Consider the following 13,175-nt stretch of genomic DNA (forward strand, 5'->3'; position numbering starts at 1 on the left):
TGAGACCCTTGTGATGCGTTCCCGGCGCGTACTCGAATACGCGTTCCGGCGGGCGCGCGCGCGGGGGCCGGCGCCGCTCGCAGGCGCCGCGCTGCTATGTCTTCTGATGGGTCTGCTGTTCCTGGCTTTCCAGGTGCGCGCGATCTTCTCCACACAGCTTCAGCAGGAATATGTGGGGCTCGTGCTCGAGGCAGTCGAGCGCGCCGGCGCGGCCCGCGCCACCGCCTTGTCCCTGCAGGATTCGCCCGCCAGCGATCCGCAGCACCGCACCGCCTATCGCGAAGCGCGCCTCGAACTTGCCGCGCGGCTGGCGGCGCTGCATGCGCTCATCTCATCGAGTCCGGAGCCGGCGCCGGCGCTGCCCGCCTCCGTGCTGGCGCCGTCGGCGGCGCTCGGCGAAGCGAGCAGCGCGCTCGATTCCACCTACGCGTACTGGCGCACCGAGCGCGACCGCACGAGCGCCGACGTGCGCGCACGCATCCTGAGCGTGTCACATACGCTGATCGCGCTTTCGGCCATCGTGTTTGGCGTGCTGATTACCGCGCTCGGGATGTATGCCAAGCGCAACCGGCAACTGGTCGGCCTCTCGAACGAGTTCGAGCAGGCTTCGCTGCACGATCCGATGACTGGCCTGCCGAACCGCCGCAAGCTGTTTGCCGCGCTGGAGGAAGCAGCCAGCGAGCGCGCGGACGGCAACGGACGCATCGCGGTGCTGTATATCGATCTCGACGGCTTCAAGCGAGTCAACGACACGCGCGGCCACCGTATCGGCGATGAATTCCTGATCGCGGTATCGCGCCGCTTTCGCCAGGCGGTGCGCGGCAGCGACCTGGTCGCGCGCATTGGCGGCGACGAGTTCGCGCTGCTGGTGCAGTCGTTTTCGAGCGACAGCGAACTGGCCGCCATCGCACAGCGCATCATCGCCTGCGTACACGAGACCGATGCGCAGATGGGCCTGTCGATCGTGCGCGCGAGCATCGGCATCGCCAGCTATCCGGACCGCGTCGACGACTACTGGCGCCTCGTCGCCGCCGCCGACGACACCATGTACACCGTCAAGCGCAACGGCAAGAACGGTTACGCATTTGCTTCGGCTTCGGCATCAGCTTCGGCGTGAAGCCGAAGCGAAAGCATCAGGCCGCCGCGCGCAAGTCCTCTTCGCCGCCGAGCGCCTCGGTGATGGCCGAGAGCATGCGCGCGAGTTCGCCCGTCATCAGGATGAAGTCGGACTCGAAGCGCTCGTCGTCGTTGGCGGCGGTGGGATCGGCGGCTTCCTTGATGACATCGAGCGCGCTCACGCGCTTGAGCGTCAGCGACGGTGTCAGCACGAACGACACGCGGTCATCCCACGTCATGGCCAGCCGCATGCACTGCTTGCCCGCCTCGATGTGACGGCGCATGTCTTCCGTTTCGAGCGCATGCCCGACGTAACGGACCGTCGCGTTGCCTTCGCCGGTCGAGCGCAGTTCGGTGTCGCGATCGAGCGTGAAGCCGCCGGGCGCGTCGCCCGACAGGAGCCACTCGGTCATCGCGGATACCGGTGAACGCGCGGTGCGCACGCTCGCAAGGGGCAGATCGGTCACCGACTTGACCAGCAGACCGATGATGTCGTCGCACACCGTGGCGGAGGCCGAATCGATCGCGAGCCAGCCGTTGACCGGATCGATCCACACACGCGTATCGCGGCGAATGCTGAAGGCACGCGGCAGCAGTTCGTCGGTGACCTGCTCCTTCAGTTCCTTCATTTGCTTGCGGCCGGGCCTGAAGCCCTGCTGCTCTTCGAGTTCGGCCGCGCGTTCCTTGACGAACTGCGTGACGACCGACGACGGCAACAACTTCTTTTCCGCGCGATACACGATGAGCATCTGGCGGTTCGTCGCATGGACGAGTTCGCCGTCGCCGCGCGGCGCGATCCAGCCGCGCCGTTCGTTCTCGATGCTCGACGCCGCGCTGAACGCGAGCGGCGCGAGCCATTGCTGCAGTTGTTGCGGCGTGACGGACCAGTGAGCGGGAAGACGATAAAGCTGGAGGTTCTTGAACCACATGGCGCGGAATATCGATGAGGGCGATTGCGGGCAACCGGGGGCGACATTCTATACGACGTCTCCGGCACGCAGCAGGCTCGGACGGAAACGCGTATGGTGTCCCCTTCCCTGTCACGCTTTCGATCCCATGGATACTGTCCGTCTGCACCGTGCGCGCGCCGTCGCGCTTGCCGCTGTCTTCTCCGCGCTCGTGCTGGGCGGATGCGCTGCATCGTCATCCAGTGCGCCTGCCTCTTCGCAGGACGCGGCCACGACCTCGCTCGATGCCGCGATCGCCGGCCCGCAACGCAGCGACAAGGCGCGTGCGCGCGATGTGTACCGGCATCCGAAGGAGACGTTGCAATTCTTCGATCTCGCGCCGACGCAGGCGGTGCTGGAGATCGCGCCGGGCGGCGGATGGTACACGGACATACTCGCGCCGTATCTGCACGATGCGGGGCAGTTGTATGAGGCGCAGTATCTCAGCACGTCCGCGGATCTCGCCGCCGAGGACAGCGAAACCGATGCCGCCTACCTTCGCAAGCTCGCCGCCACACCCGCGCTCTATGGCAACGTGAAGGTGGGCACGCTGCACGCGGGACGGTTCATCGGCTTCGACGCGCATGAACGGTTCGCACGCGTGCTCACGTTCCGCAACATCCATAACTGGATCAAGGACGGACAGGTCGATGCGAACTTCAAGGCCTTCTACGATGCTCTCCAGCATGGCGGCGAACTGGGCGTCGAGGAACACCGCGCGCGACCGGGAACGAGCGTGCAGCAGATGATCGATACGGGCTATGTGACCGAGGCGTTCGTGATCGAACATGCGACAGCCGCCGGCTTTGTGCTCGCCGGGCGCAGCGAGGTCAATGCGAATCCACGCGACACGAAGGACTATCCGTACGGCGTATGGTCGTTGCCGCCGACCTTCAAAGGGGGCGATGCCGACCGCGCGCGTTATGCCGGGATCGGCGAATCGGACCGGATGACGCTCAAGTTCGTGAAGCCATAGCCGAGCCCGCTCATGCGTTTTATACCGTGCGAACGACGTGGGCGGCACGACCGGCGTTACACTAGGGACGCCTGAAAACCGATGACAGGCTGAGCGTGCAAGGAGCGATCATGAGTGACTTCGACGGCAACCGCACCTTTCGCGGACTACCGCTGACGCCCGAGCAGGACGCCGAGATCCGGCACTACATCAAGAAGCGAAAGCAGCGCGGCGAAACGTGGGAAACACCCGAACTGGAGGCGATGCTGCAGGACATGCTGGAGCCGCCTCCCGACGACGACATCTTCGCCGACGAGGAAACCGAAGAGGAAACGCGCGGCGTGGCGGAACGCGCATCGGCATTCATCGACGAGGGCATGGACCCGATCGAGAACAGCGAGGAATGGCATGCCGCCATGGAAGCCGAGGCGATGAAGGGGCCGCGCCGCTGATCGGCGTTTCACACGAACAGTTCACTTCATTCATGCACACGGCGCCGAGTCATGCCGGCGCGTTGCATGCTGCACTGCGCGCTCAATGCCTGTGCAACCAGTCGCGCTGCGGATGCGAATCCAGCCAGCGCGGCCGCGGCGTATGGATATGCGGATGCCGGCGATTCATCACGAGCACTGCCGCGATGCACAACAACAGAAGCACACCCGCCATCACGCTGATCATCGGTTCGGTCATCGCAATCTCCTGTCGATCAAGGGGCGATATCTGGCATTCTAGGCCGCGCTGCGCTTGACGGTCCGACTTCTTCACGCACAAGGCCCGCGTGGCCGGGAGCACGCAAAGCGCTTGTGTCCTATAGTGCTTGGCAGGCGAACCGACGACTGGAGACACACATGGCGACATGGAAACCGGATCCGAGCTTCTACCCTTCCCCGCGTCTTGCAGCGAAGGCGCCGCGCGAGACGCTCGCGTACGTGGCGACCTTCGATCCCGAGCGCCGCGCACCCGACAAGATCGCCGTGGTGGATGTCGATCCGGATTCGCCGGACTATACGAAGATCGTCGGCGAAATCGCCATGCCCGATACCGGCGACGAGCTGCATCATTTCGGCTGGAACGCGTGTTCATCCTGTCTCTGTCCCAACGCGCCGCATCCCCATATGGAGCGGCGCTATCTGGTGGTGCCGGGGCTGCGTTCATCGCGCATCCATATCATCGATACGAAGCCGGATCCGAAGAAGCCCGTCATCGTGAAGACGATCGAGCCCGCGGAGCTCGCCGAAAAAACCGGTTATACGCGGCCGCACACGGTGCATTGCGGGCCGGGTGGAATCTATATCACGGCGCTCGGCAATGCCCAGGGCCAGGCGCCCGGCGGCGTGCTGATGCTCGACCAGCAGAGCTTCGATCCGCTCGGCCGCTGGGAAGTGGAGCGCGGTCCGCAGCAGCTTGCCTACGACGGCTGGTGGCATCTCGGCTACGACACCATGGTCACGAGCGAATGGGGCACGCCGGACACCTTCGAGAACGGCCTCGTGCCCGATTTGCTGCTGGGCGCGAAGTACGGCCGCAAGCTGCATTTCTGGGACTTCACGAAGCGCAAGCATATTCAGGAGATCGATTTTGGGGACGAGTATCAGCTCGTCTTCGAACTGCGTCCCGCGCACGATCCGACCAAGGCCTACGGCTTCGTCAATTGCGTGATCAGTCTGAAGGATCTGTCCTCGTCGATCTGGACCTGGTACCGCGACAAGGACAAGTGGGCGGTCAGGAAAATCATCGAGATTCCCGCCGAGCCCGCCGACGCCGACCAGCTTCCGCCCTTGCTGAAGGGCTTCAATGCGGTGCCGCCGCTCGTTTCGGACATCGATCTGTCGATGGACGACCGCTTCCTCTACGTCTACAGCTGGGGCACCGGCGACATGCTGCAATACGACGTGTCCGATCCTTACGAGCCGAAGCTGACGGGCAAGGTGCGCATCGGCGGCGTGGTGTCCCGCGCGACCCATCCGGGCGCGGCCAACGGCGCGCTGAACGGCGGCCCGCAGATGGTCGAGGTGAGCCGCGACGGCCGTCGCGTGTACTTCACGAACTCGCTGTATGGCGCGGTGGATGCGCAGTTCTATCCCGAAGGCATCGACGGCTGGATGGTCAAGCTCGATGCCGGCGCGGATGGCGGGCTCTCGGTCGACGAGAAGTTCTTCATCGACTGGCCGAAGGGGCACCGGCCGCATCAGATCCGGCTGCAAGGCGGCGATTGTTCGTCGGACTCGTTCTGCTACCCCTGACACGCCGCGAGCCGCCCGCATGGATTCTGCCTCGCCCGGGCTGCTTCTCACAGCCGCGAGCCTCGGTGCCTTCCACGGGCTCAATCCCGCGATGGGATGGCTCTTCGCCGTCGCGCTCGGCCTCTATGCGAGAAGCCGGCGGGTCGCGCTGGTGTCACTCGTGCCGATTGCGCTCGGGCATGCCGCCTCGGTCGCGCTGGTGCTGGCGGGCGCGCTCACGCTCGGCATGGCAGTGGGCCACGACGTGCTCGCGCGCGGCTGCGGTGCGGTGCTCATCGGCTGGGGCGTGTGGCGGGCCTGGCGCGGGCATCGCGGCAGACCGACGGTCGGCATGCGCACCGGGCTCGCCGGGCTCGCGCTCTGGTCGTTCGTGATGTCGAGCGCGCACGGCGCCGGGCTGATGCTCGTGCCCGCGCTGCTGCCGCTTTGCACCGGCAGGATCTCCGATCGCGCCTACGAAGCGGGCGCGATCGCACTGATGGTGCACACGGGCGCGATGCTTGCCGTGATCGCGCTGATCTCGATGATCGCGATGTCCGTGCAGGCGCGCGGCGGCCTGGGCTTTTTGCGCAGCGGCTGGATCAACATCGATTGGCTCTGGAGTGTGGCGCTCATCGCATGCGGCGCGTGGCTCTTCCTGTAGTCTCCACGTTTTGAAAGCGCCTTGATGCAGGGTGCGATGCGACCGCGCCGGCCGACTCGACGGCATGGCGGCAGGCGGCTTGAGTTCGGCGGGCAACGGCTATCGTGGCCGATTGCGCGGGACAGCGACTCCCGGCACTATCGCCCGGAACGAACAGTGAATATCGCGGCGCGCCACCGGAGCATCAGGCCGATAAAACCACGTGGGGAGTTTTTGATGCGCGAGATTTCATACGAAGAACAAACCGTCAATTCAGGCAATCCGCTCGCTCGTTTCGCCCATCGCACGAGAATGTCGATGGCGATCAATTTGGTCAGCGAACTGTGCCCTGAGCGCGGTACCGTCGCGGATTTTGGCGCGGGACCGGGGCTGTTTCTGCACGCACTCGGTGAAACTCGTCCTGACGTGACGCTCATCGGTCATGACATGTTCATGGCGCCGGCGTTTCCGGAGATCAAGTACGCGGAGTCGCTCAAGTCGGTGGCGGCGAACAGCGTGGACGTGCTGACCGCATTCGAGGTCTGCGAACATCTCTTCGATCACGAGCTCGATGCCCTGCTCGACGACGCCTCGCGGATTCTCAAGCCGAACGGTGCATTCGTCATCTCGGTGCCGATCATGTATGGACTCGCGATCGGACCGAAAGTCTCGAACTGGATGATCCGCAGCCGCTCGTTGCAGTCCGAGTATTCTCCGGCTGAGTTCTTCAAGGCGATGGTCGGGATTCGCGTGAGCCGGCCCGAGAATCCGCGCACGACGCACAAGGGCTTCGACTTCCGCGAATTGCGAGATGTCGTCAGCAAGCGCTTCCGGATCGATGCGACTCAGCTCAGTCCGCTGCCCATCGCGCCGTGGTGGATGAGCTCGCAGTTCTTCATGACCTGCAGGCCGAAGGGCAAGAACTGAGAGACTGTGCGCGGGCGAGCTGCGTGGTCGCGCTAACGTAGGGATCGGAAGTGAGGAAGCGCCGGGTCTTTGAGATCATCAGGGGTCCGGCGTTTTGCGTTTTGAATGCTTGATGCTGAATGCCAGGCGGTATTTTGCATGCATCGTGCGGCATGCATCACAAGGAGTTCAGAGCACGGCATGCAGAGCGCGGAAAGCAAAGAGCCGAGTGCAGTGGATCCAGCTTGACGACCCGTCGCCGTTCCTCTCATCGCGTTGCATCGTTGCCGCTCAATGGCATTTTGCCTTTTGCATGCATGATTCCATCCGGCCGAACGCATGCAAAATGCCGTATCACTCGCGCCGCGATAACTCGTCCGTGCCCGGCAGATCGGCGGCGCTCCAGCCGCCGCCAAGCGCCTTGATCAGCGCGACGCTCGCCGACATCCTGCGCCGCTCGATGCGCACCGCCGCCCGCTGATCCGACAACACGATCGCCTGCGTCACCACCACGCTCAGATACGTGATCGCGCCGTTCTCATAGCGATTTCCCACCTTCGCAAGCGCGCGTTGCGCGGCGTCGACGGCATCGCGTTGCGCGGCGCTCTCGCGGCGCAAGACGTCAAGCGCGTTGAGGTTGTCTTCGACCTGACCGAAGGCCGAGAGCACCGTCTGCCGATAATCCGCGACGCTCTCGTCATAAGCGGCGCGCGCAGCATCGCGCGCCGCGGCGCGGCCGCCGAAATCGAGCACGGTAAATGCGAGTTGCGGCCCGAGCGACCAGAAACGGCTCGGCGCCTCGATCCACGAACTGAAGTGAGTGGCTTCCAGTCCGCCCGTCGCGGCGAGCAACAGGTTCGGAAAGAACGCCGCCGTGGCCACGCCAACGCGCGCATTCGCGTCCGCGACACGCCGCTCTGCCGCCGCAATGTCCGGCCGGCGTTCCAGCAAGGCAGAGGGCACGCTGAGCGGCAGCGCGTTCAGCGCAGCCGATGGCCGAGGCGCATGCCCTTCGTTGAGCGGATCGACGTCGAGCGCAAAACTCGAAGGCGGCTCGCCGACGAGAATGGCGATAGCGTTGACGAGGCTCGCGCGCGTCGTCTCCAGGTCGATCAACTGCGCCTGCGTCGAACGAAGCTGTTCCTCCGCCTGCGCCACGTCGGACTCGGCCGCGACGCCGCCGGCGAAACGGTCGCGCGTCAAGGCCAGCGCCTTGTCGTAGGCCTGCAGCGTCGCCTGCAAGAGCCGCTCTTCCTCCACCGTGCCGCGCAGATCGAAATAGTTGGTGGCGAGCTCGGCCTGCATCGACAGGATGGCGCCCTGGAGGTCTGCCGCGCTCGCTTGCGCCTCGGCCCGGCCGCCTTCGACGGCGCGCGAGATGCGCCCCCACAGATCAGGCTCCCAGGAGATCTGGGCATCGACGAGATAGTCCGGCACCGTCACGCCCGCGCTCGACTTGTACAGCACGTTGGACGACGCACGCGACTGATTGAATGCCGCATTCGTGGTGACCGTCGGGAAGTAGGCCGAGCGGGTCTGCGCCACGGCGGCACGCGCCCTGCGATAGCGCGCCGCCGCCGCGGCCACGGTCTGGTTCGCTCCCGCGACGCGCTCTTCGAGCGCGTTCAACTGCGGATCGCCATAGACTTCCCACCATGCCGCACGCGGCGTGGTGTCGGCGGGCCGGGCGGGTTTCCAGTCTTGCGCGGCCGTTGCCGATGCCGGAACGTCCGACGCAATCTGCGTTTTGTATGCAACCGGCATCGCGACGTCCGGACGGACATAGTCGGGACCCGCTGCGCACCCTGACAGCACCGCCGCTGCGAGCCATGCGATCGGCCTGCCTCGCCGAAGAATGAACGCAGCCCGCGTCACGACTCGCTTCCTTCCGGTTTCGCCGCGCCCCCGCGCGGTCCCTGCGGCGCGCCGCCATGCGTGCGGCCGATGCGCACCGCAGTCCCGTCGATGATCGAATCCGGCGGATTCACGATCACGCGTTCATCGCCCTTCAGTCCCGACGCAATGGCTACCCGCGTGCCGTAGTCCGTACCGAGCGTGACCGGCAACAGCTTGACGCGATCGTTGGCATCGACACTCGCGGCATGCACGCCATCGGGACGGAACAGCAACGCATTGCCCGGCAGCGTGTACGAAGGCGTCGCGCTCGTCAGCTTGAAACGCACCTGCGCATAGGCGCCCGCAAGCAGTTCGCCGGTCGGGTTCTTGACATCGACTTCGACGCGCATCGTGCGTGCAACCGGATCGACGGCGCCGGCCGTCCGCACAGTCACGCCTTCGAACTTGCGGTTGCGATCTTCGTTGAGCAGCAGCTCGGCGGGCAGGCCCACCGTGACCATGCGCGCATAGGCTTGCGGCACATCGACGAACACCCGCAGCGCCGACGCATCCTGAATGTGGAACAGCTCACGTCCGGCCGCACCGCTGCCCGCATCGATCAGCTGCCCGACATCCGTGTTGCGCGCGGTCACAACGCCATCGAAAGGCGCATAGATCTTCTGGAACGACACAAGCTGTTCGAGCCGCGACACGTTGGCTTGCGCGGCATTGAACGCGGCTTCCTTGGCGAGCATGTCGCCGTTCTTCTCATCCGTCTCCTGGCGCGATACCGAGTTGTTCTTGAGCATCTGCGTCCAGCGCTCGGCCGTGGTCTTCGAGAGCAGATAGTTGGCCCGTGCGGTCTGCGCATCGGCGCGCGCCTGGCGCAACTGGTCGTTGATCTCGGGTGCATCGATCTCGGCGAGCAACTGCCCCTTCTTCACCCGGGTGCCGATGTCCACGGTCCAGCGCTTCAGATAGCCGTTGGTGCGCGCGAAGATTGGAGCGTCGGAGAACGCGCGGATATCGCCTGCCAGCACCAGGTCCTGCGAGGCCTTCATGCGCGCCGGCTTGATCACCTCGACCGTCTGCACGCTGTGCTCGCTCGCATCGCGCTCCAGCTCCGCATGCGCAGCATGGCGCGAAACGATGCCCTGCGCGACGAGCGCGACGACCACCACGAGCGCGGCCACGAGCCACCAGCGCCCGCGCTTCGGCTTGTCGGATCGTTGCGACACCTGCTCTTCCATGCTCACTCCGCCTGCGGATCGTTGGTTTCAATGCCCAGCGCGCGCGCCGCCGCGCCCGGTCCCTTGCCGCGCGCTTCCATGCGCTGATAGATCATCGAGAACACGACCGGCACGAAGAACAGCGTGGCGACGGTGCCCACCATCAACCCGCCGATCACCGCGCGTCCGAGCGGCGCGTTCTGCTCGCCGCCCTCGCCGAGTCCGATCGCCATCGGCACCATGCCGATCATCATCGCGGCGGCCGTCATCAGCACCGGACGAAAGCGCGTATAGCCTGCTTCCAGCGCCGAGCGCAACGCATCGCCATGCTCAGCGAGCGCGCCGCGCGCGAAGCTCACCACGAGGATGCTGTTGGCCGTCGCGATGCCGATGCACATGATCGCGCCCGTCAACGCGGGAATGGAGAGCGTCGTGTGCGTGAGGAACAGCATCCACACGATGCCCGCCAGCGCGCCCGGCAAGGCCGTGATGATGATGAACGGATCAAGCCATGACTGGAAGTTCACGACGATCAGCAGATAGACCAGCATGACCGCGAGGATGAGCCCGAACGCGAGACCCGAGAATGAGCTGTTCATGGTTTCGACCTGCCCGCGCATTTCGATCGACGAGCCCTTGGGCAACTCGCCGCGCGCGTCGTCGAGGATGCGCTGCACGTCATCCGATACTGCGCCGAGGTCGCGCCGCTCGGTGGTTGCATAGAGATTGATGGTGGTCTGCGCGTTGTAGTGATACACGACGGCATCGCGCGCGCCCCGTGACAGCGAGGCAAGCGCGCCGAGAATATTGGTCTTGCCGCTCGCCGACGTGACCGGAATGTTCGCGACCGACTGCAGCGAATTCATGTCGTACTGCGGCGCCGTCGTGATGACCTGATAGCTCACGCCGTTGACAGGATTGAGCCAGAACGTGGGCGTCGTCTGCTGGCTGCCCGAGAGCGTGATGAGCAGGTTGTTGGCGACGTCGCGTTGTGTGAAGCCGGCTTGAAGGGCCTTCGTGCGGTCCACTTCGACATTGATCGACGGCAGGTCGGAAGGCTGCTGGATGCGCGCATCGACGAGCCCCGGCACGCGGCGGATCTTCTCCAGCAAGCGGTTCGCGAGCGCGCGATTGGCATGCACGTCACGCCCGGTGATCGCGATATCGATCGGCGCGGGGACGCCGAAGTTGAGGATCTGGCTCACGATATCGGCGGGCAGGAACGAGAACGCCACGCCTGGAAACTCCTGCGGCAGGCGCTTGCGCAGTTCGCGGATATAGCCTTCCGTCGGCGCGTGATCCTCGTTGAGGCTGATGAGCACGTCGGAATCCGCGGAGCTGATGGTGCCCGTGTTGCTGTACGAGAGATTGATGCCCGATACCGGCAGGCCCATGTTGTCGATGATCGAACGGAGCTCGCCGCGTGGAATCAGTTGCCGGATACGGGCATCGACACGATCGGTCAGCGCCGCGGTTTCCTCGATACGCGTGCCGGTCTTCGTGCGCATGTGCAGCGCGATCACGCCGGAATCGACGGACGGGAAGAAGTCGCGCCCGAGGAACGGCGCAAGCCCGAGCGACAGCAGACAGCACAGCAGGAACAATGAAGCGAAGCGTCCGGGATGTGCGAGTTGCGCTTCGAGAAAACGTCGATAACGGCCGCGCACTGCCTCGAAGCGGCGCTCGAAGCCGAGATGAATGCGCACGAAGGGATTGCGTGAGCCCTTCATCGATTCGACATCGCCGCCCATGTGTTCATGATGACGCAGCAGATACTTGGCCAGCGTCGGGATCAACGTGCGCGAGAAAAAGTACGAAGCCAGCATTGCGAAGACGACGGCTTCGGCCATTGGCACGAAGAGATAATGCGCGACGCCCGTCAGCAGGAACATCGGAATGAAGACGATGCAGATGGAGAGGGTCGAGACGAGCGTCGGCACGGCGATCTGCTGCGCGCCATCGAGAATGGCTTCTTCCAGCGCCTTGCCCTGTTCAAGGTTCTGGCTGATGTTCTCGATGGCGACAGTCGCATCGTCGACGAGAATGCCGACTGCGAGCGCCAGTCCGCCCAGCGTCATGATGTTGATGGTCTGGCCGATCGCGGATAGCGCGACGATCGACGTCAGCATCGACAGCGGAATGGAGATCGCGATGATCAGCGTGGCGCGCCAGCTGCCGAGGAAGAGCAGCACCATCAGCGCGGTGAGTCCCGCCGCGATCACCGCTTCGCGCAACACGCCCGACACCGACGCGCGCACGAACAGCGACTGGTCCGCGACCGGTTCGATCTTCAGCGATTCAGGCACCATGCCCCGCAAGGTCGGCAGCAGGTTCTTCACCCGCGCGACGATATCCAGTGTCGATGCATTGCCGCTCTTGTTGATCGTGAGGAGCGATGCGCGCGTACCGTCCACGCGCACGATGTTGGTCTGCGGCTGAAAACCGTCGCGCACGTGCGCCACGTCGCGGATATAGATCGTGCCGGCCGGTCCCGTGCGGATGGGGATGTCGTTGAGGCCTTCGATCGAACCCGGACTCGCATTCAGCCCGACCGAATATTCCATCGATCCTATCTTCGTGGTGCCGGTCGGCAGGATCAGGTTCTGCGCGCTGATGGCATTGACGACGTCGGTCGGCGCGAGGTTCTTCGCCTGCAGCTTGTTCGAATCGATATCGACCATGATCTGGCGCTGCTTGCCGCCATAGGGCAACGGCACGGATGCGCCCTGCACCGTCGCGAGCTGCGTCTTCAGGAAGCTGTTGCCGAAGTCGTAGAGCTGCTGCTCGGTGAGTTCGGACGACGACAGCGCGAGCCGCAGGATCGGCACCGTGGAAGCGTTGAAGCGCAGGATGTTCGGTGGCGTGATGCCCGGCGGCAGCGAGCGCAACTGGGTTTGCGAGAGCGCGGTGATCTCGGCGATGGCTTCATCGACGTTCGCACCCGGCTGGAAGTAGATGCGGATGACCGCGATGCCGGGCAAGGATTCCGACTCGATATGCTCGATGTCGTTCACGGCCACCGACAGCCCGCGCTCGTAATTCAGCGTGATGCGGCGTTCCATCTGATCGGGCGGCAGACCCGTATAGGACCAGATGACACTGACGACTGGAATGTCGATGTTGGGAAAGATATCGGTCGGCGTGCGCAGGATGACGAGCGGACCGATGATCAGCAGAAGCAGCGACAGGACGATGAAGGTGTACGGGCGCTTGAGCGCGAGTCTGACGATCCACATCGAAGTTCCGCTTGCCCCGTTTGGTGTTCGTTATTCGAATCGTTGGATTGCCCGACATGACCGGGCAAGAACATTCGCTACGATG

The 13,175-nt window shown here is 64.6% G+C and carries 11 protein-coding genes; 6 read left to right on the forward strand and 5 right to left on the reverse strand.

Annotation, left to right across the window (positions count from 1 at the left end; translation table 11 throughout):
• Positions 1 to 13: 13 nt before the first annotated feature.
• On the forward strand, positions 14 to 1,117 hold the full coding sequence (locus tag QCE64_RS07230) for a GGDEF domain-containing protein (RefSeq protein WP_309916345.1): 1,104 nt from the start codon (positions 14 to 16) through the stop codon (positions 1,115 to 1,117).
• Between the two features lie 16 nt (positions 1,118 to 1,133).
• Here QCE64_RS07230 and QCE64_RS07235 read toward each other — a convergent pair whose 3' ends face one another.
• The gene (locus tag QCE64_RS07235; protein WP_310003236.1) at positions 1,134 to 2,045 is read right to left on the reverse strand and encodes a recombination-associated protein RdgC; all 912 of its coding nucleotides are present in this window, start codon (positions 2,043 to 2,045) and stop codon (positions 1,134 to 1,136) included.
• A gap of 127 nt (positions 2,046 to 2,172) precedes the next feature.
• Between QCE64_RS07235 and QCE64_RS07240 the strand changes: the two genes are divergently transcribed.
• Complete coding sequence (locus QCE64_RS07240) at positions 2,173 to 3,039, forward strand: methyltransferase (protein ID WP_310003237.1); 867 nt, start codon at positions 2,173 to 2,175, stop codon at positions 3,037 to 3,039.
• A gap of 110 nt (positions 3,040 to 3,149) precedes the next feature.
• The gene (locus QCE64_RS07245; RefSeq protein WP_309916352.1) at positions 3,150 to 3,470 is read left to right on the forward strand and encodes a hypothetical protein; all 321 of its coding nucleotides are present in this window, start codon (positions 3,150 to 3,152) and stop codon (positions 3,468 to 3,470) included.
• A gap of 82 nt (positions 3,471 to 3,552) precedes the next feature.
• Here the strand turns inward: QCE64_RS07245 and QCE64_RS07250 are convergent, their stop codons facing one another.
• Positions 3,553 to 3,708, reverse strand: a complete 156-nt coding sequence (locus tag QCE64_RS07250) for a hypothetical protein (RefSeq protein ID WP_309808395.1) — start codon at positions 3,706 to 3,708, stop codon at positions 3,553 to 3,555.
• Positions 3,709 to 3,866: 158 nt separating this feature from the next.
• Here QCE64_RS07250 and QCE64_RS07255 point away from each other — a divergent pair, with 158 nt between their 5' ends.
• The 3 genes from QCE64_RS07255 to QCE64_RS07265 all read left to right on the forward strand — a co-directional run bounded on the left by QCE64_RS07255 (position 3,867) and on the right by QCE64_RS07265 (position 6,810).
• The gene (locus QCE64_RS07255; RefSeq protein ID WP_310003239.1) at positions 3,867 to 5,261 is read left to right on the forward strand and encodes a selenium-binding family protein; all 1,395 of its coding nucleotides are present in this window, start codon (positions 3,867 to 3,869) and stop codon (positions 5,259 to 5,261) included.
• 19 nt (positions 5,262 to 5,280) lie between these two features.
• On the forward strand, positions 5,281 to 5,904 hold the full coding sequence (locus tag QCE64_RS07260) for a hypothetical protein (protein WP_309916360.1): 624 nt from the start codon (positions 5,281 to 5,283) through the stop codon (positions 5,902 to 5,904).
• Between the two features lie 297 nt (positions 5,905 to 6,201).
• Positions 6,202 to 6,810, forward strand: coding sequence for a methyltransferase domain-containing protein (locus QCE64_RS07265; RefSeq protein WP_310003241.1), 609 nt, complete (start codon positions 6,202 to 6,204; stop codon positions 6,808 to 6,810).
• A 333-nt stretch (positions 6,811 to 7,143) separates the two neighbouring features.
• On the opposite strand, the gene QCE64_RS07270 is transcribed toward QCE64_RS07265, so the two are convergent.
• From QCE64_RS07270 to QCE64_RS07280, 3 genes are read right to left on the reverse strand one after another with little or no spacing between them, the layout of a single operon-like run.
• A complete protein-coding gene (locus tag QCE64_RS07270) occupies positions 7,144 to 8,646 on the reverse strand; it encodes an efflux transporter outer membrane subunit (RefSeq protein WP_404987354.1) in 1,503 nt (500 codons plus the stop codon).
• A 14-nt stretch (positions 8,647 to 8,660) separates the two neighbouring features.
• Positions 8,661 to 9,875, reverse strand: a complete 1,215-nt coding sequence (locus QCE64_RS07275) for an efflux RND transporter periplasmic adaptor subunit (protein WP_309916365.1) — start codon at positions 9,873 to 9,875, stop codon at positions 8,661 to 8,663.
• Between the two features lie 2 nt (positions 9,876 to 9,877).
• Positions 9,878 to 13,090: an efflux RND transporter permease subunit gene (locus QCE64_RS07280; protein ID WP_310003243.1), complete on the reverse strand. Its 3,213-nt coding sequence runs from the start codon at positions 13,088 to 13,090 to the stop codon at positions 9,878 to 9,880.
• Positions 13,091 to 13,175: the final 85 nt, after the last annotated feature.

This window comes from Caballeronia sp. LZ043, assembly GCF_031451075.1.
GTDB lineage: Bacteria > Pseudomonadota > Gammaproteobacteria > Burkholderiales > Burkholderiaceae > Caballeronia.

What these genes read in the sequence shown, in the direction of transcription:
- QCE64_RS07240 (WP_310003237.1), top strand. Translation starts at nt 2,173, where the DNA reads ATGGATACTGTCCGTCTGCACCGTGCGCGCGCCGTCGCGCTTGCCGCT.
- QCE64_RS07275 (WP_309916365.1), bottom strand. Translation starts at nt 9,875, where the DNA reads ATGGAAGAGCAGGTGTCGCAACGATCCGACAAGCCGAAGCGCGGGCGC.
- QCE64_RS07235 (WP_310003236.1), bottom strand. Translation starts at nt 2,045, where the DNA reads ATGTGGTTCAAGAACCTCCAGCTTTATCGTCTTCCCGCTCACTGGTCC.
- QCE64_RS07260 (WP_309916360.1), top strand. Translation starts at nt 5,281, where the DNA reads ATGGATTCTGCCTCGCCCGGGCTGCTTCTCACAGCCGCGAGCCTCGGT.
- QCE64_RS07230 (WP_309916345.1), top strand. Translation starts at nt 14, where the DNA reads ATGCGTTCCCGGCGCGTACTCGAATACGCGTTCCGGCGGGCGCGCGCG.
- QCE64_RS07255 (WP_310003239.1), top strand. Translation starts at nt 3,867, where the DNA reads ATGGCGACATGGAAACCGGATCCGAGCTTCTACCCTTCCCCGCGTCTT.
- QCE64_RS07265 (WP_310003241.1), top strand. Translation starts at nt 6,202, where the DNA reads ATGGCGATCAATTTGGTCAGCGAACTGTGCCCTGAGCGCGGTACCGTC.
- QCE64_RS07250 (WP_309808395.1), bottom strand. Translation starts at nt 3,708, where the DNA reads ATGACCGAACCGATGATCAGCGTGATGGCGGGTGTGCTTCTGTTGTTG.
- QCE64_RS07280 (WP_310003243.1), bottom strand. Translation starts at nt 13,090, where the DNA reads ATGTGGATCGTCAGACTCGCGCTCAAGCGCCCGTACACCTTCATCGTC.
- QCE64_RS07245 (WP_309916352.1), top strand. Translation starts at nt 3,150, where the DNA reads ATGAGTGACTTCGACGGCAACCGCACCTTTCGCGGACTACCGCTGACG.